We start from the raw sequence: 16948 nt of genomic DNA, 5'->3' as shown, positions 1-16948 counted from the left end.
ATCAACAATAACCAGATACCGCCGCACCATGACAAACGCGCTGAACATTCGCCAGATGACTCACGCCGAGGTCAATGAGCTGATCCACTGGGCTCAATTGGAAGGATGGAACCCAGGCCTGCACGATGCGGAGCTGTTCTGGACCACCGATCCCGACGCCTTCATCGCCGCGGATCTCAATGGCGAGCTGATCGGCGGTGGCGTCATCACCTCCTACTCGGGCGAGTTCGGCTTCATGGGCCTCTTCATCCTGCGCCCTGAATTCCGCGGCCTTAGGCTCGGCCATCAGCTCTGGCAAGCCCTCTGTGAGCGCTTGCCCGTCCGGCTGCGGCAGGGTGCGGCCATCGGTCTCGATGGTGTCTTCAATATGCAGGACTACTATGCTCGCGGGGGCTTCGTCTTCTCGCATCGCAACATCCGCTTTCGAGGCGAATTCGGCGCCAAGTTAGGCCAGCAGTTGGGCGACGACCTGATTGGCGAATCGGGCGGCGCGCAAGTGGGCGCCGCCAGCGCTAAGGCCGCAAGCCACGTCCAGGACGACTCGCACAGCAGCACCCTGATGCCGCTGACCGAGATCCCCTTCGACAGCCTCCTCGCCTACGACCGCACCTGCTTCCCGGCCCCGCGCCCTGGCTTCCTCAAAGGCTGGATCACCCAGCAAGACGGACTCGCGCTCGGCCTACTGCGCGATGGCGCGTTGAGCGGCTTTGGTGTCACACGCCGCTGCGTCGAAGGCTACAAGATCGGCCCCTTGTTCGCCGACGATGCCGAGGCCGCGCAGACCCTGTTTACCCCGCTCGCGGCCTTCGCCGGCGATCATCCGATCTTCATCGATGCACCGGAGAACAATCCAGCCGCACTCGCGCTCGTGCAGCGCCACGGCATGGTCGAGGTCTTCGGCTGCGCGCGCATGTACCTCGGAGCGGTCCCTGACATTGCCCATCAACAGATCTTTGGGGTCACCAGCTTCGAGCTCGGCTGATAGCCGATCGCGACCTCCATCGCGCCCTAATCGGCGATGGCGGGCAGCCTTCACCGCCGACACCCAGATGCGCGCATTGAGCGCGGCAGCGGCTACACAGCAGCCGCACTAGGCAAACCCAAGCATACAGATGATTTCCCAGCAGTCTCGACATCAGGCGGCACCAACGAATGAACGGCATCAGCGACTCCGTCCTCTTCACCACGCTCGGCGTCGCACTGCATCTGGTGATTCAGGTGCTGTTGATCATCCGGGTACTGCTCAAACCGCACCGCGACCCCACCGCCCGGCTGACCTGGGTGGTGGTGGTCATCGCCCTGCCCATCGCCGGCATCATCGCCTATCTGCTACTCGGCGAGACCAACATTGGCCGCAAGCGCGCCGAGCGCATGCGTCGCGTGCTCGAACAGATGCCCCACGTCAGCGCCGCGCCCGGCATCGACGCCCTCAAGCTCAGGCCCTCGATCCCGGAGCGCCACGCGCACCTGTTCCAGGTCGGACAATCCATCAGCAGCTTCCATCCGATCGGCGGCAACCGCGCCCACCTCCCGCCCGACTCTAACGCCGTCGTCGAGTCACTGGTCGCCGACATCGACGCCGCCCAAGATCATGTCCATGTTCTCTTTTACATCTGGCTCGCCGACAACAACGGCCTCGAGGTCGCCCAGGCCCTGATGCGCGCGGCCCAGCGCGGCGTCACCTGCCGCGCCATGGCCGACGATCTCGGCTCGCGCGCCATGATCCACTCCGAGCACTGGCGATCGATGCAGGCCGCCGGCGTCAAGCTGGCCCGCGCCCTGCCCATCGGCAACCCACTCCTGCGCATGCTCGGCGGCCGCATCGACCTGCGCAACCACCGCAAGATCGTCGTCATCGACGACTGGATCACCTACTGTGGCAGCCAGAACTGCGCCGACCCCGAGTTTCGCGTCAAGGCCAAATACGCCCCCTGGGTCGACATGATGATCCGCTTCGAGGGACCGATCGCGCGCCAGAACCAGCACCTGTTCGCCGGCGACTGGATGGCACATGTCGAGGATGACATCGACGCGCTACTGCGCCGCCCCATTCCTAGCAGCACCGCTGAATCCACCAACACCTCCGCGGCCGGAACCCGCATCAGCGCCCAGGTGGTCGGCACCGGTCCAACGGTACGCTACTCGGCCATGCCCGAGCTGTTCGAAGCCCTGATCTACAGCGCCCGCCGCAGCCTGGTCATCACCACGCCCTACTATGTACCGGACGAATCCATGCAGGCCGCGCTCTGCGCCAGCGCCCGTCGCGGCGTCGAAACCCTCATCGTCTTCCCGCAACGCAACGACAGCCGCATCGTCGCCGCCGCCAGCCGCAGCTACTACGCCGACCTCCTCGCCGCCGGCGTGCGCATCTACGAATACGTCGGCGGCCTGCTGCACACCAAATCCCTCACCCTCGACGGCGAGATCAGCCTCATCGGCTCCGCCAACATGGACCGCCGCAGCTTCGACCTCAACTACGAAAACAACATCCTGCTCTACGATCCGGACCTGACCAAGCAGATTCGAGCGCGCCAGCAGCACTATCTCGACAGCGCTGTGCTCGTCGACGCCGAGCAAGTCGCCGCCTGGCCCCGCCACCGGCGGTTGGTCAACAACACTGTTGCGATGCTTGGGCCGGTGTTGTAAGCACCTACCACAGGTCGCTTCAAACGTTGTCTTCTCGAGCCGGCTGCACCTGTTCGCGGGGAACGCGAGTTGAGCCCCAGGGTAATGGCCCGACTTTGAAAACAATCCTTAATCATGCAGTGGCATGGAATCGATTTTCGCCAGGAACGGTTCAGAAACGAGCGGGGCGCGCCTTGCGCCGATGATGCCGGGTTAAGAGTCGAGAATGCTGCCCCCTCACAGGGCATGCCTCATTAAGAAAAACCCCGGTGCAAAACCGGGGTTCATTGTCGTTTTTTATCTATTATCAACCTTACTCTTCGTCGCCACCTGCCTCTTCGCCGCCACCTGCGCCACGGCAAGAACCAGGCATCCACTTTGCGGGGCTGCCAGTACAAACCCATGCTGTAATCGCTCCGCTCGTCTCATCTACGGTTGGCTCAAGCTCTATTTCTACCGTGTCCTCGCCAGGGAATTCATCTGAACCGGTGACGGTAACCACACCATCTGCAACCTCTAAAGTTTCGGCATATTTCGTGCTGGTAAAGTCATCGCCGCAAGAATCAGCGTCCCCCAGTTCACCAGTGGACTGATAGATTTCGCTGACACAAGTACGAGCGGAGCTTGCCGCGAGCACGAGTTCCGAGACCTTCGCCCGGTTCGTGTAATCCTGATAGGCCGGTAAGGCAATCGCTGCCAAAATACCGATGATCGCCACGACGATCATGAGCTCAATAAGTGTAAAGCCGGACTGGCGTTTCTTCATGGCTGTGCTCTCTCTGCGGAGTGATGGTACCGGGGCCGGTTTCGTTCAGCGTCCTCGCTTCAAGAAGACCGCGCCCATGCTTCTCGCCTCGGACGTTAATGAGCAACATCGAGGCCAGATGCTTATGCGCTTAGACGGCTCGATGACGAGAGTGGTAGCCGCGAGAAAACGTTCGGAAGATGTCACAGAAATCTGTGATGCAAGTCGCGATTTTGGCATCTGGGACGAACCCAAACAGGCGCCAGCGATGACTAAACATTGCGTTTTGTCATTTTGCTCTCGGGCGGTGGCTCGATAACGCCTATCTTGCTTGGCTGGGTGTCCCGCTGTCGTTTCGGCGGCGCGCAAGCAAAGATGAAAAGAAGTGACGCATCCTGTCAAAAAATGACGCTTTGCGGCACTTGCTAGCTGTTTGGCTTCAAGAGCAGGCTCAGTTGATGCGCGCCAACCATCGACGCAACGCTTGACGCTGTCTTGGCCCTGATCAATGCATTGATGTACAGCTGCACCAGAGCTGAGAACGACGCTCGGCGCAAAACGGAGAGGATCGGCGCATCATAGGATAGCGCGCGGGGGGATAAGCTAAAAGCAAGGCCGCGCGATTCCTTTCGCGACCCGACCTTAACTCGTCATGCGGCCTCGAGAAGCCTAGGCGGCTTCAGGCTGCGCCTCGCCGGCCTCTTCCTTAGCCTCGTTGGCTTTCGCCTTCGATTTCGACTCCTTCTTCGGCGCAGCCTCAAGCCGAGGCGCGGTGATGAGGTACAGCGGCGTTAACGCCATCACGAACAGCAGCGGCATCAGTGGTGTCGCGTATTGCGGGGCCGCGGTCCCAAAGACCTTGGCGAGGGTGGCGTAGATCAGGACTAAGCTCACGCTGCGCAGGCCGATGCGCTGTTTCGGTGTTAGCCGGCGGCCGGCGATCGGCAGCCAGACGAGAATCGCGCCCAGCACCCCGATCAACGCTACAGGACCATACAGCAGTTGCATGAATTCCTCGCTGGTGAGGAAGATGGGGTTCTCTGTATAGGGCGTCGCCGCGACCGGATAGACAAAGGTCTGCTCAACGCCGGCAGGCTCGCCCAGGGACCAGAGCACTTTCGGCTTTTCGACGAAGTACCACTTCAAGAAGCCACGCGGGTCGTCGATGAAGCTGCCGCCAAGTTGGCCGATCGCAGCGGCGGGACTCGTCGTCTCCCCCGCCTGCACGGCTGCATCACTCGTTTGGGCGGGCGGCAGGCCCTGCTGAATGCTGGCCGCGATAGGCGCTGTGGCGATCGGAATTTCGATAGCCTCTTGATTGCGCGCCATAAAGGGACCAAACACCAACGTGAAGCCGAGGATGGCGGCAACCGGCGTGAACAGCTTCGAGACGCCCTTGCTGGACATAAACAAGACCACCAGCCAAGGCAGGATCAGGAACTCGTAGGTCGGGTCGACCCAGGCCACGATGCCAAGCAAAGCGGCCGCGATGAAGCTGCGGATGATCGCCCAGCGGTCGCTGATCTTCGCCGCTGTCACGAGGTACAGGAGCATTGCGATCATCAACAGTGTGGCGCTGACCAGATAGAGGCTGATGTTGACCAGCGACGGACTCACCGCAGTCAGGAAGGCGACGGTCAGCGCCCATTGCGGGTCCATCAGCCGGCTGGTCAACATGAACACCAAGAGGATCGCCAAGGCACCGAGCACGAGCTGCGCGATGACAGCGGCATTGATGCTGCTCGCGCCCGCCTCCGGGGTCGCAAACAGCGACAGGAACAACGGATAACCGAGACTGCCGAATGTCTGTGCTGAGTCCGCGTCCGAACCGGCCTCGATCGGTGCTGTCAAGACCTTATAAGCGCCTTGGCTACTCAGCGTTTGCGCCAAGGCGTAGGCATCCGCTGAGCCAGCCTGTAGCGGCTCGACGACCTCGGTCGCTAGAAAGGCCTGCCCGCGCAGGAAAACACCAACGGCAATGATGACCGCTAGCATGAAAAGAACGACAAGTGAGACGGTCTGGCCGTCTTGACGCTTCGATTTGACAGGGCTCACAACGAATCTCTCCTAGCTTTCACGCCAAGCCGATGGCTAGCGCCTTTTTCAGTGTGGGTACAGCTTGACAAAAACTTTATTAGCATACCCTAAACTTCTGCAGGGATGCGAGCGTCCGGTTCAGTTCAGACGCTCGTTGGACGATCTAACCTTATTCTTTGCTGTGCGCAAGGCCGCGAGGAGACGCGGCTGGACCTTAGGGATTTCCCTTATGCGGGGAATTCGAATATCATAAGGCTCTAATGTCGCCAGATGATCAAGAATAACTAGGTCTTAGCTTATGCGAACCCTCTCCATGACTGCGTTTGTGGCCACTCTTTTCCCCCCACTGCTCTTGTCTTCGGTACCAGAACCGCGCGAAACGCCGCGGCTCTACCCAGCCAAGCTAGAGCTTGAGCCTATCACCCCAATTTCTCCAGCACTTGCCGTCACCAAGACGACGTCCGCAGTGCCGATTGCATCTGCGCTTCCTCCTGAGGCACCGACGGCTCGGGCCGCTCAAGCTTCAATCCCTATTGATGAAGACCTCCATTGTCTAGCGCTCAACATCTATCACGAGGCCCGGTCAGAACCGCTGTCCGGTCAGCTCGCGGTTGCTCAGGTGACCCTGAACCGGGTCGCGTCCAAGTCCTTCCCGCATTCGGTGTGCGAGGTCGTGAAGCAAGGTGGCCAGAAACGCAATCGCTGCCAGTTCTCCTGGTGGTGTGACGGTAAGTCGGACCAGCCGACGGAAATGAAGGCTTGGCGGAAATCGCTAGACCTGGGTCGACGCGTCTTGGCAGAACAGGTATCAGACCCAACCGACGGCGCGCTGTTTTACCACGCGACCTACGTCTCCCCGAAATGGTCACGATCGTTCCAACGCACCGCCCAGATCGGCCGCCACCTATTCTATCGGCCAACCACGAGTGCTAGCCAGAGTTAAGTCGATTGCCGGAAAAGCTCGGACAGCAATCGCCTACGCCGCCTACGCAAGCGCATGAACGAAGACGCGCTCGCTCGCGCGCTCTAGCCGCCTCGCCTCATCGGCAACCCGCTCATGGTGGGTGAACAGGATGACCTGGGTCTTGCTCGAAAATTCGGCGAGGGCGTCGAGCGTCGCGCGCGATCGATCGTCATCGAACTGGATCAGGATATCGTCGACGATCAGCGGCAACGGCTCTGCGCTTTCGGCGTAGTGGTCTAGCGCCGCTAGCCGGAGCGCCAGATAGAGCTGATCTCGGGTGCCGGTGCTCATGGCCTCCACGCGCAACCGTTCGCCATTGGGTCGAACGCCCACCAAAACCGGCTGATCCGATTCGTCGAAGTCGGTCTCCACGCCGCTGAGCGAGGCGCAGGTGAGCTTGCTGAAGTAGCGGCTGGCTTGGGTCAGGATGGGATCGCGATGCTTGCGCCGAAAGGCCTCGATCTCGTCGCGCAGCAGGCGCGCCGCAAGCCGCAAACGGATGTAGCGCTCAGCATGAGCGCGCACCTCCGACAGGGTCTGCTGGGCCTGTTCTGCCAACGCGGATGCCTCATCCGACCCGGCCATCGCCTGGAACTGCTGTTCCGCAACCAGTTTTTGCTCGAAGATCACCCCGCGTTGTGGATTGAGCTCGCGGTCAATGCGCTGGTCGAGCGCGTTGATCTCGGCGAGCACCTGGTCGCGATCCACTTCCGCGGCCTCGGTTTCTAATCCTTCCAGGCTCAGTCCATCGCCGCTATCGATCAGCTCGCGCTCGACCTCGCGCAGCTCCTCGGTCAGCGCTCGCTGTTCCAAGAAACGTCGCTCGATGACCTCGAGCTGATCCACGCTGTCGCACCCCGCCTGCCGGCAGAGCTCACCCAGCACCGCATCGGCCGCGTGCAGCTCCGCATCGGCGTCGCGCGCCTCTTTCTCAGCCTGGCGAAGCTGTTTGTTGAGCTCGTCGAGCCGGCTCTTTGCCGCGCGCTGCTCGGTGAGATGGGAGGAGAGCTGATGCATCGCCTCGTCCACCGGTCGACCGGAGAGGTTCGGAGCCAGCCGCAGCAGCAAGGCCTGGACATCGCGCTCGAAGTCCTCCGCCTCGCGCTCGATCGCCTGGATACGGATCTCGATCTGCTTCGCGTCGTCCACCAAGCGCAAGCCATCGGCGATCGATTGCAGATGGTCCGAGACCTCACCGGGCGTGGTCTGGTCGTCCAGCCCAAGTTCGCGCATGAGCACCGCCCACTCGGACGTCCAGGCAGCAAGCGCCTTTTCAGTACGCGCGAGCTCCCGGCCGAGCAACCGCGTTGTCTCTTCAAGCTCTGCGACATCTTTCTCCAACCCTGCCCGCAGACTCGCGCTGCGTTCGATGGCGCTGAGACAAGACTCGGCATGCTCGAGCAAGGGCCTTAGCGTCGGCGTCGGCGTCGGCGTCGGCGTCGGCTCGATTTTCGGTTGCGGTTGCCCACAAACCGTCAGCGCACGGATCAGATGCTGGCGTTGAGCATCCCGGTTCAGCGCGAGTGCATTCGCCGTCTCGCGCAGTTCCTCACCCTGCCCGGTCTTCTCGCGCAGCCGTAACAGCTGCTCGACCCATGCCGACATCTCGCGCGGCGGCAGCGGCGCGAGGTCCATGTACTTCCAGAGGGCTTGCCATGACGCCTCGAGCTCCCGCCGCTGTTGTTCAATCCGTTGCAATGCGGCCAGCGCATCGGCGTTGAGCTGACGGCACTGTTCGAGCCTTGCTTGCGCGGTCGCCTGTTCATGGACACGCTGTGACTCGCGCCGCAGCCGGTCTGCAACCTCATCGGCGATCGCGATGCCTTGCTCAAACGCTTCCGGCAGCGGCGCCTCCCGGTCGTAGCCTTCAGCCTCGGCGCTGACGTCTTCCTGATCGATCCACTGCCGCTTCAACAGCTGCCAGCCCAGATCGCGTCGCGCGCGCGCGCTCTGAAGCTGACCTTCAGTGGGCACCTCCCCCGCAAGGCGCAGCGCCTGCAGCGCCGACTCGGTCTGGCGCTGCTCTTTATGCAGGTCGGCGATGCTCGCGTTTAAGCGGCGCTCCTCGTCCTCGAGCGCTTGGAATTGATCGCTGTATCGCGCTAGCGTCTGCGCGTTAGGCACTGCCACGCAGGCCAGCCCTGCAAGGTCACCGCGCCAGAGTCCCAAAGCCTGAAGCTCGCGCTCGCAGACCGCCTGATGTTGGGCGGACCTTGCCGTCGCCTCGACGACCGCATGGTCGAGATCGCCCGCTCGACGGGCATCGCTGACGGCCTGCCTCAGCGCATCATCAGCAATCGGCGCCGCTAAACCGTTCAGCTGCCCCTGCTTCTGGTTGAGCTTGTCTGCTGCTGCCTCCAAGCTCTCGGTAGCCTGCTTGACCGCAGACTCCAGGGCTTCGCGCCGCCCGCCGAGCTCGGTCGCCCGACGCCGACGACCGAGCATCGGCCGCAACTGCTCGACCTCATCAAAGGCCAGATCGGCACGAATCTCGGCAAATCGCTGCCGGGCCTGCTCGATCAGTGTCGACCGTCGCTCGAGCAGGCCGGGCCGGTCACGACTGGCCTTGAGGTAGCCGCCGAGCCGATCGCGCAGCTCGTCGATCCCTTCTGACTCGGCCAGCAGTTCCGGTGAGATCTGCAAGCTGGCTGCATCTGCTCTCAGCCCTTTGAGCCGTCCCTCAGCCTTGGAACGACCTTCGAGCGCAACCCTGCGCTTGGTCAACGCGGCTTCCCGCCGTTGTCCGAAATCCTCTTCAAGCGAAGGCACTTCACCGAGGCCACCGAGCTGCTCGCGAAGGTGACGGCGTTTGGCCAGGCCGGGTAACGCACGCCTGATACGCTCCAAGGTGTTTCGGTGCCTGGCGGCTTCGGCCAGCTCGCGATCAATCTCGGTTAATCGCCCGATGGCCTCGTCAACCGCCTGACGCGACTCGTCCCAATGCCGGGCCGAGAGCGACAGCTCGCGCTGTTGCTGCTTGAGCTCTGACAATTGACTCAAGCCAGCGTTGAGCGCCGGTTTCGACGCCCGCGGAGCAAACAGTGACTGCGCCTCTTGCTCAAAACTGGCTAGCAGGGCGTGGACCGAGGTACTGCCGAGGCCGGTCCCGAACAGCGCCTCGGCCTCGCGCCCGCGCTCAACCAGGAGTGCCTGTCCGCCGCTCACCAACGCCTGATGATCGATCCCGAACAAACGTTCAAACAGCGGCTCCGCCACCCCACCAAGCAGTTGCTGCAGGCGGTCTTCGGCAAGCGGGCTGCCTTCCGCATCGAGCAGCGTGTTCTTGCGCCCCTTGCGCCGATAACAGTGAAGCTCGTCGCCGGCAGCGCCGCGCAGCCGACCGCCGACCCTCAACTCGGTTCTTGCATGCCGAAAGTCGTCCTGTGTGCGTTCCGGCACGCCGTAGAGAAGCGCTCGCAATGCGCGCAGCGCTGAGCTTTTTCCGGCTTCGTTTGCGCCGTAGACCAGATGTAGCCCCTCACTGCCGTCGCTGAGATCCAGCGTCCGGTCGGTAAACGGTCCATAGGCGAGAAGATGGAGGTCGAGGATCTTCACCGATGATGCCCCTCGCGCAACAGCCGCTCCAACAACAGGGCCTTGGCGTCTTCTAAGCGGGCACGAATCTGCTCGGGCTCTGATGGATCGATAGGGTCAGGCCCTGAGCGCAGATCGACGGGAAGCTTCGTGCTCAGGTCCGCGAAATCCGCCGCCAGCATCGCTAGGCGATCCGAGTCCAGATCCAGGTCACGAATCGATCGCAGTAGACCGCTGAACGCATCATCACGAGCCAGCGCGGACGCCTCCGACACCGATGGTCGCGTCTCCAGCAGCAGCCTCTCGATCCAGATGGCGCCAGAACCGATCGTCTGCGCGAGCGAACGGCACTCATTGGTCACCCGCTCGCGTTCTGCGCGCAGCCGCCGGTGGATGCAGCAGGCCCCATGCAGCCGCACCCGTGCCGCGACCAGGCGACCCTCGGCCGCATGGAGCGCATCGGCGAGCGCCGGCATCACCAGGTCATAGACCTCGTCCAGCGTCTGTGCCTCACTGACATCCAGCTCACACAGCGACCAGCGCACCACGTCCAGCGCACGGTGCTCGACGGACGCAACCTGTCCAGCCTCGACCCGCACCAGCGAGCAGCCTTTGGCCCCGGTCTCGCGCGCATGGCGGCCTTGTAGATTGCCCGGGAAGACCACCCAAGGGTCCTCGGCGACGACCTCCCGACGATGCACATGGCCAAGCGCCCAGTATTGGTAGCCGCGCGAACGCAGCCCATCCAGCGTGCAGGGCGCATAGGTCTCGTGCCCAGATCGGCCGTCCAACGCGGTATGTAGCAGGCCGATGTTGAACAGGGCCGGGTCAGCGAGTGGGTATCCGGCCGACAGGTCTTCGGTCACGGCGCGGGAGGCGAATCCTTGTCCGTGGATCAGCACGCCAAGGTCCTCGAGCAGGACGCTTTCTGCGGCCCGAGTCGCGAACAAGTGTAGATTCGGCGGCGGTCGGAGCGTCTTTGTCATCTGGCTCGCCGCGTCATGATTCCCCGCCGCAAAAAACGCTCGAATACCGGCGTCGTGCAGGCGGGCGATCTGCCGAATGAAGAACAGGCCGGTGTTGTAATCCCGCCAGTCGCCATCGAACAGGTCGCCGGCGAGGAGGACGAAGGCCACCTCCTCGTCGATTGCAAACTGGATCAGGTTCTGGAACGCCCGACGCGAGGCGCCGCGGATCTCGTCGACCGGCGCGCCTTCATAGCGCTCGAGACCGCGCAGCGGACTATCAAGGTGAACATCAGCGCTGTGGATAAACTTCAAGGCCTGGCCTGAGAGCGAGATCGGGTGTGGCCCGATGATACGCGCTCAACGCAGCAACATCTCGAATGATCATCTCGATTGATCTCAGTCTCGATCCGATCTAGCGCCAGCTGCTGACCGAGCACGCTTAGCCACCAACTGTTGCAGCCGCACCCGTGCCAGATCGCTCGCTTCCTCGAAGTGGACACCCAACTGATAGCGTTCCTGAAGGTCTTCGCGGGCCACCCAAATGACCCGCCCAACGACGCGAATCGGCTCACTCACTTCGGCCGGGCTGATCACGAGCAGCAGGCGAGAATGCACCGGAAACAGCTCCGGCGAGGACAGCATCGAACCCGTTTCGCTGAGGTCATGCGCGAGCAGCGCCCATAGCTGCGTCGCGCCCATCGCGCCGGGCAGACCGATCAGCCGCGCCTGGACCGGATCGCGGTAGCTGAGGCGCTGATGCCGGCGCTGGTCCCGGCGCTGGCCCGGTGATGCGCCCGGGCTGTCGCTAGCGTCATAGCGACCGGCGGGCTCCGCGAGCGCGAGTGCTTGTTTCTGACCAAACCCCATCATCGGCGTCTCCGGAATCGCGCCCGTTGCTGCGAACTGACAGCATGGGCCGACATGAGTCAATCCTGATTCCAAAGTCTAGACCATCAGCCCGCTCGGCTCAGGTGGCGTTCATCACGAGATAACGCTCGGCCACATCACGGTGATCAAGCTCAATCCCCTTGTCCACGGCTAATAGCCTGCCGCTGCGCTCTGCGTAGTCGAAGAGATTGACCTCCTGAGTGATGGTCCACCGGCTGCCGACCGTTCCCCGGAACTCGTCCAAATCCGTCTTCCATGCCGGCGCGATCATCCGATAGTGCGGCATCTTCTCCTGCACGGCGGGGTCGTTGACCATGGTCTTCAGCGCGGCCGGGATACAGGTCACCAATGCCTGTGAGCCCGGCGACGCCGGCAGCTGGCGGAACAGCTCGCGGTTCTCGTCGCTGGAGAGGTAATACACCAAGCCCTCCATGACGCAGAGCGCCGGGGCATGCGCGTCGAAGCCACGTGCGATCAACAGCGGCAGCAGCTCGTCCAGCGACGTTGCCAAGTCTAGGGGCACGCGTTCGAGGCGCCTTGTGCGCAGCAGGGTGCACGGCCGAAGAGGCTCGGGAACCTGCTCGATCAGCCGCCGTTTGAGGTCAGACATGGCCGGCACGTCAACCTCGAACCAAGCGACATCGGGGAACTCGAGGCGGTAGGGCCGCGTGTCCATGCCGGCGCCGAGGAGTACGACCTGTTTGATGCCAGCGCTGCCGTGACAGGCGTCTAGCACGGCGGCGTCAATCGCGATGCAGCGCAAAGAGACATCGTTGATGAGTCCCTTGTGATACTGATCGCTCGCCTGCTTGATCTGGCGGATACGCCCGAGCCAGTCGTCACCAGCAAGCCAGGCAGCCAGTGGCTCCTCGTAGGGAACCGTCGCATCTTCTGCGTCTACGGCACGAATGGCGGCAACAGTGCGGCATGACAGCGTGCTGACCTTGTCGATCTCGTCGGCCTGCCAAACGGTCTGCGGATCGGCTGACGTCTCCGCTGGATTGTCGTGCTGATCGGGGTTGGGCATAGTTCCACCAGTATCATACGAAGGCCCCCACCAGCGAGCGCGCCGAGTGCTCGAGCACCTTCTGTACGGCCGCACCCACCAACGCCTTACCAAAGGTCTCGCCGGGGGAGCTGAAATGACCCTGATCCCGGCGCGCGGGGGCCATGCAGCCAAGTTCTTCAAGCGCGGCAAACAGCTCGACCCGCGATAGGCACTCCGGATCATACTGGACCAGGATGCTCGAGGCCCGCGGATTGATCTTAACATCGCGAACACCGTCCATGGCCAGCAACCGGATCTGCGCCTGCTGCGCACGCTCGCCATGACACTGAAACGCCTTCGAACGGACACGAATACGACCGGGAACGTGATGGATGTACTGGCTCATCTTGGCAGGGACTCCAACATCTAAGGGTTAGCTTGCAAGGAAGATTCGCAACGGGAACGGTTCGCATTGTATTCTCAGATCGATAGCTGATGCAAATCATTCGCATCGCTTTTTAATCCCTGTAATTTGTGTGTCGTTAGATCGCCAACCCAGAGGCCCACCACCGATGAGCAATCCCAACTGGTTAGTCTTCCAACTGCCCGAACTGATGTCTCAGCAAGACGCGAACGCCACCCGGTTCAAGGAGCTACTGCGAACGCCCTCATTGAGCTGCTCGCTCTACCACATCCCGGCTGGCTCCAAGGAGATGCAGAGTGCGCATGAAGAAGACGAGCTCTACCTGGTGCTCGAAGGACGCGCTCGGCTAAGGGTCGAAGACGAGGATCATCATGTCGAAAAAGGCACCATGATGTACGTGCGCACCGCCTGTGATCACGCCTTCTTCGATATCGAGGAGGACCTCAGCGTCCTCGTCTTTTTTGGCGCCCCAGTGCGCCATCGATCTGGTTTTTGATGCCAAGAGCTGCTTGGGTATCGAGCGAGGTGCCCTCCGAGCAGGAGCAAGGTCCAGAGCAGACATTACTATTGCGATTCGTTCGCGTTTGCACTATAGTATCGATCACCATGTCACTGACCAAAGCGCCCCACCGGACTTGCCGAGATGAAAGACCAACGACCGGCCTCCTTCGCCCTTGCAATGGCCGATGAAGGTCAGCGCGTGCGGGTCGTCGGCCTGCGAGCGGGCCGAGGGCTCGACCGTCGGCTGACGGACCTGGGGCTGAATATCGGCAGTGAGCTCTGCGTACTGCAGCGCCAGGGTGGCGGCCTGGTGGTCTTGCGCGATCAGGCGCGGATCGCACTCGGTGGCGGCATGGCGACCAAGATCATCGTCGCCCCGGCCTGAAGCGGTTCCTAAGCCGTAACCCCATTTTCCTCCCAACCCCGATTCACTCCGCCACGCGGGGCAGCACTCAGGAGCGCAACACAATGACCCTGAAAGACATGGCCGTGGGTGAGACCGGCATCGTTGCCGGTTTCGCCGAAGGTGGCCGCCCGTACCGTAAGAAGCTCCTGTCGATGGGCCTGACCCCAGGCACTGAATTCAGTATTACCCGGGTCGCGCCCATGGGTGATCCGGTCGAGATCAAGTTGCGTGGCTTCAAGCTCAGCTTGCGCCGCGGTGAGGCCGAGACTGTTCAAGTGGAGCTACGATGATGAGCGAGCCGTATCGGATCGGCGTGGTTGGCAACCCCAACTGCGGCAAGACCACCCTCTTCAATGCGCTCACCGGCGCCAAGCAACGGGTCGGCAACTGGCCCGGGGTGACAGTCGAGCGCAAGATCGGCCGCTATCAGCTCGAGGATGCGGCCTTTGAGCTGGTCGACCTACCGGGCACCTATGCACTGGATGTGACCAGCGAAGACGTCTCGTTGGACGAGAAGATCGCCCGCGACTATGTGCATAGCGGCGAGGCCGACCTGATCCTCAACATCGTCGATGCCTCCAATCTGGAGCGCAATCTCTACCTGACATCACAGCTGTTGGAGATGCGCCGGCCGATGCTGGTGGCGCTCAACATGATGGATGCCGCCGAGGCGGCCGGCCTGCGTATCGACGTCGAGCGTCTTGCCGAGCAGCTTGGCTGCCCGGTTGTGCCGGTGGTTGCGGTCAAGCGCGAGGGCATCAAGGCCTTAAAGCAGGCACTGGCCAAGGCCGTGGTGGAGAAGCCGCTGTCTGGCGCCGAACTGCGCTACGACGGCGCACTCGAGCAAGCCATCACCGCACTGCGGCCCAAGCTCGAGAGCGCCGCGCAGGCGGCTGGCGCTGATCCCCGGTGGCTCGCCTCGCGACTGCTCGAAGCTGACGATCTTGCGCTGGCGATCGGCGCCGATTGCGTCAACGCGGCGGAGCTGGATGCCCTGCGTGAGGCGCTACCAGACGATGTCGACATCCTGCTCGCCGACGGCCGCTACGGCTTCGCCCACCGCGTCAGCAGCGCGGCGGTGAAGCGCAAGGCGCAGGTCTCGCGCAGTCTCTCCGATCGCATCGATCGGGTCATGCTCAATCGTGCGCTGGGGATTCCGATCTTCCTCGCCGCGATGTATCTGATGTTCATGTTCACCATCAACATCGGTGGTGCCTTCATCGACTTCTTCGACGGCCTCGCTGGCACTCTGTTCGTGGATGGCGTTGCCGAGGGGCTGGCAGCCATCGGCGCACCGGAGTGGCTGATTGTGGTCCTCGCCAACGGCGTCGGCGGCGGCATCCAAGTGGTCGCCACCTTCATCCCGGTGATCGCGGCGCTCTATCTGTTCCTCTCGATGCTCGAGGACAGCGGCTACATGGCACGCGCGGCCTTTGTCATGGATCGCGCGATGCGCGCGGTCGGGTTGCCCGGCAAATCCTTCGTGCCGCTGATCGTCGGCTTCGGCTGCAATGTGCCGGCGATCATGGCCACCCGCACCCTCGAGCAACAGCGTGATCGCATCATGACCATCGTCATGGCCCCGTTCATGTCCTGCGGCGCCCGGCTGCCGGTCTACGCCCTGTTCGCGGCCGCGTTCTTCCCGATCGGCGGCCAAAACGTGGTCTTCGGGCTCTATCTGATCGGCATCGCCATCGCCGTGCTGACCGGGCTGATCATGAAGAACACCTTGTTGCAAGGCCAGACCACGCCCTTCGTCATGGAGCTGCCTCCCTATCACCTGCCAACAATTAAGGGTGTTAGCCTGCGCACCTGGGAGCGCACCAACAGTTTCGTCTTCCGTGCTGGCAAGATCATCGTGCCGATGGTCCTGGTGTTGAACTTCCTCAACGCGCTCGGCACCGATGGCAGCTTCGGCAACGAAGACAGCGATCAATCGGTGCTCAGCGAGGTCGGGCGTGGTATTGCGCCGGCCTTCGCGCCCATGGGGCTCGACGCCGAGAACTGGCCGGCGACCGTTGGTATCTTCACCGGCGTGCTGGCGAAGGAGGCGGTGGTTGGCACCCTGGACTCGATGTACACCGCGATGGCACAAGCCGACGCCGCTGCCGCCGGTGAGGCCGAGGCCCCGGTCGAACCCTTCGACCTCTGGAGCGGTATCAGCGCTTCGCTGGCGACCATCCCCGCTAATCTGAGCGATGCAATCGGCAGCTGGGGTGATCCGCTTGGGCTCGCCGTCGGTGATCTGGGCGATCCAGCGCTGGCCGCGGAGGAGCAGGCCGTCTCCACAGGCATCTTCGGCGCCATGCAGTCGCGCTTCGATGGTGCCGCAGGGGCCTTCGCCTATCTGCTGTTCATCCTGCTGTACTTCCCCTGCACGGCCGCACTGGCTGCGGTCTACCGCGAGACCAACCTCGGCTGGACCCTGTTTGTCGCCGGCTGGACCACGGGCATCGCCTACATCGCGGCGACGGTCTTCTATCAGGCCGCGATCTTTGCCCGCAACCCGGCGCTCTCAGCGAGTTGGATCGGCGCCATGTTGGCCCTGTTCGTCAGCGTGATCTTGGCGCTGCGTTGGTGGGGCATGCGCGAGAAGCGGCGTCTGTTCCGAGCGATGGCCGCCGACGCAGCCTGATGATCCTCTCCCAGCTCAGTCAATACATCACCGAGCATCGGCGGGTCTCTGTGCAGGATATGGCGCACCACTTCGATGCTGATACCGATGCGCTGCGGGCGATGCTTGAGGTCTTGGAGCGCAAAGGCCGGGTGCGTAAGCTACCCGTTGGCGGGCTCTGCAGCAGCAGCGGCTGCAGCAAGTGCGGCCTCAGCCCGCCGGAGCTCTACGAACCGATCGAACGCTGACGAGAC

At 62.6% G+C, this 16948-nt stretch carries 15 protein-coding genes; 8 read left to right on the top strand and 7 right to left on the bottom strand.

The window, feature by feature from the left end; translation table 11 throughout:
* Positions 1–28 precede the first annotated feature (28 nt).
* Both CKO42_RS03615 and cls read left to right on the top strand, forming a co-directional pair.
* Entirely contained in the window at positions 29–982 is a 954-nt protein-coding gene (locus tag CKO42_RS03615) for a GNAT family N-acetyltransferase (RefSeq protein WP_242479083.1), read from the top strand.
* Positions 983–1152: 170 nt separating this feature from the next.
* On the top strand, positions 1153–2646 hold the full coding sequence (cls, locus tag CKO42_RS03610; protein ID WP_200238950.1) for a cardiolipin synthase: 1494 nt from the start codon (positions 1153–1155) through the stop codon (positions 2644–2646).
* Positions 2647–2938: 292 nt separating this feature from the next.
* Here the strand turns inward: cls and CKO42_RS03605 are convergent, their stop codons facing one another.
* Together CKO42_RS03605 and CKO42_RS03600 are read right to left on the bottom strand one after the other, a co-directional pair.
* Positions 2939–3391: a pilin gene (locus tag CKO42_RS03605; protein WP_200238946.1), complete on the bottom strand. Its 453-nt coding sequence runs from the start codon at positions 3389–3391 to the stop codon at positions 2939–2941.
* Positions 3392–4039: 648 nt separating this feature from the next.
* On the bottom strand, positions 4040–5425 hold the full coding sequence (locus CKO42_RS03600) for a hypothetical protein (protein WP_200238941.1): 1386 nt from the start codon (positions 5423–5425) through the stop codon (positions 4040–4042).
* A 280-nt stretch (positions 5426–5705) separates the two neighbouring features.
* On the opposite strand from CKO42_RS03600, the gene CKO42_RS03595 reads away from it, so the two are divergent.
* Positions 5706–6350, top strand: coding sequence for a cell wall hydrolase (locus tag CKO42_RS03595; RefSeq protein ID WP_200238937.1), 645 nt, complete (start codon positions 5706–5708; stop codon positions 6348–6350).
* Positions 6351–6392: 42 nt separating this feature from the next.
* Here the strand turns inward: CKO42_RS03595 and CKO42_RS03590 are convergent, their stop codons facing one another.
* The 5 genes from CKO42_RS03590 to CKO42_RS03570 all read right to left on the bottom strand — a co-directional run bounded on the left by CKO42_RS03590 (position 6393) and on the right by CKO42_RS03570 (position 13155).
* Complete coding sequence (locus CKO42_RS03590) at positions 6393–9926, bottom strand: AAA family ATPase (protein WP_200238932.1); 3534 nt, start codon at positions 9924–9926, stop codon at positions 6393–6395.
* Positions 9923–11185, bottom strand: a complete 1263-nt coding sequence (locus CKO42_RS03585; protein ID WP_200238928.1) for a metallophosphoesterase family protein — start codon at positions 11183–11185, stop codon at positions 9923–9925. Before CKO42_RS03585 ends, CKO42_RS03590 begins: the two co-directional genes overlap by 4 nt.
* Positions 11186–11269: 84 nt before the next feature.
* Positions 11270–11740 carry a PilZ domain-containing protein gene (locus tag CKO42_RS03580; RefSeq protein ID WP_200238924.1) on the bottom strand — a complete coding sequence of 157 codons (471 nt, stop codon included), beginning with the start codon at positions 11738–11740 and terminating at the stop codon, positions 11270–11272.
* A gap of 100 nt (positions 11741–11840) precedes the next feature.
* On the bottom strand, positions 11841–12788 hold the full coding sequence (locus CKO42_RS03575) for a class I SAM-dependent methyltransferase (protein WP_200238921.1): 948 nt from the start codon (positions 12786–12788) through the stop codon (positions 11841–11843).
* 13 nt (positions 12789–12801) lie between these two features.
* Entirely contained in the window at positions 12802–13155 is a 354-nt protein-coding gene (locus CKO42_RS03570; RefSeq protein WP_200238917.1) for an HMA2 domain-containing protein, read from the bottom strand.
* Between the two features lie 166 nt (positions 13156–13321).
* On the opposite strand from CKO42_RS03570, the gene CKO42_RS03565 reads away from it, so the two are divergent.
* The 5 genes from CKO42_RS03565 (at position 13322) to CKO42_RS03545 (ending at position 16942) form a co-directional block, all read left to right on the top strand.
* A complete protein-coding gene (locus tag CKO42_RS03565; protein WP_200238914.1) occupies positions 13322–13669 on the top strand; it encodes a cupin domain-containing protein in 348 nt (115 codons plus the stop codon).
* A 147-nt stretch (positions 13670–13816) separates the two neighbouring features.
* Positions 13817–14059 (top strand): FeoA family protein, encoded by a 243-nt coding sequence (locus CKO42_RS03560; protein WP_200238910.1) that lies wholly within the window; start codon positions 13817–13819, stop codon positions 14057–14059.
* 83 nt (positions 14060–14142) lie between these two features.
* The gene (locus CKO42_RS03555; protein ID WP_200238905.1) at positions 14143–14370 is read left to right on the top strand and encodes a FeoA family protein; all 228 of its coding nucleotides are present in this window, start codon (positions 14143–14145) and stop codon (positions 14368–14370) included.
* The gene (gene feoB, locus CKO42_RS03550; RefSeq protein WP_200238902.1) at positions 14370–16715 is read left to right on the top strand and encodes a Fe(2+) transporter permease subunit FeoB; all 2346 of its coding nucleotides are present in this window, start codon (positions 14370–14372) and stop codon (positions 16713–16715) included. Before CKO42_RS03555 ends, feoB begins: the two co-directional genes overlap by 1 nt.
* Complete coding sequence (locus CKO42_RS03545) at positions 16715–16942, top strand: FeoC-like transcriptional regulator (RefSeq protein WP_200238899.1); 228 nt, start codon at positions 16715–16717, stop codon at positions 16940–16942. The genes feoB and CKO42_RS03545 overlap by 1 nt, the downstream gene beginning before the upstream one ends.
* The last annotated feature ends 6 nt before the right edge of the window (positions 16943–16948 follow it).

Source organism: Lamprobacter modestohalophilus (assembly GCF_016583905.1).
Lineage (GTDB): Bacteria > Pseudomonadota > Gammaproteobacteria > Chromatiales > Chromatiaceae > Lamprobacter > Lamprobacter modestohalophilus.
Note: the sequence above shows the minus strand (reverse complement) of the source record. Positions and strands in the feature narration are given on the sequence as shown.

What these genes read in the sequence shown, in the direction of transcription:
- CKO42_RS03615 (WP_242479083.1), top strand. Translation starts at nt 29, where the DNA reads ATGACAAACGCGCTGAACATTCGCCAGATGACTCACGCCGAGGTCAAT.
- cls (WP_200238950.1), top strand. Translation starts at nt 1,153, where the DNA reads ATGAACGGCATCAGCGACTCCGTCCTCTTCACCACGCTCGGCGTCGCA.
- CKO42_RS03605 (WP_200238946.1), bottom strand. Translation starts at nt 3,391, where the DNA reads ATGAAGAAACGCCAGTCCGGCTTTACACTTATTGAGCTCATGATCGTC.
- CKO42_RS03595 (WP_200238937.1), top strand. Translation starts at nt 5,706, where the DNA reads ATGCGAACCCTCTCCATGACTGCGTTTGTGGCCACTCTTTTCCCCCCA.
- CKO42_RS03580 (WP_200238924.1), bottom strand. Translation starts at nt 11,740, where the DNA reads ATGGGGTTTGGTCAGAAACAAGCACTCGCGCTCGCGGAGCCCGCCGGT.
- CKO42_RS03575 (WP_200238921.1), bottom strand. Translation starts at nt 12,788, where the DNA reads ATGCCCAACCCCGATCAGCACGACAATCCAGCGGAGACGTCAGCCGAT.
- CKO42_RS03570 (WP_200238917.1), bottom strand. Translation starts at nt 13,155, where the DNA reads ATGAGCCAGTACATCCATCACGTTCCCGGTCGTATTCGTGTCCGTTCG.
- CKO42_RS03565 (WP_200238914.1), top strand. Translation starts at nt 13,322, where the DNA reads ATGAGCAATCCCAACTGGTTAGTCTTCCAACTGCCCGAACTGATGTCT.
- CKO42_RS03560 (WP_200238910.1), top strand. Translation starts at nt 13,817, where the DNA reads ATGAAAGACCAACGACCGGCCTCCTTCGCCCTTGCAATGGCCGATGAA.
- CKO42_RS03555 (WP_200238905.1), top strand. Translation starts at nt 14,143, where the DNA reads ATGACCCTGAAAGACATGGCCGTGGGTGAGACCGGCATCGTTGCCGGT.
- feoB (WP_200238902.1), top strand. Translation starts at nt 14,370, where the DNA reads ATGAGCGAGCCGTATCGGATCGGCGTGGTTGGCAACCCCAACTGCGGC.
- CKO42_RS03545 (WP_200238899.1), top strand. Translation starts at nt 16,715, where the DNA reads ATGATCCTCTCCCAGCTCAGTCAATACATCACCGAGCATCGGCGGGTC.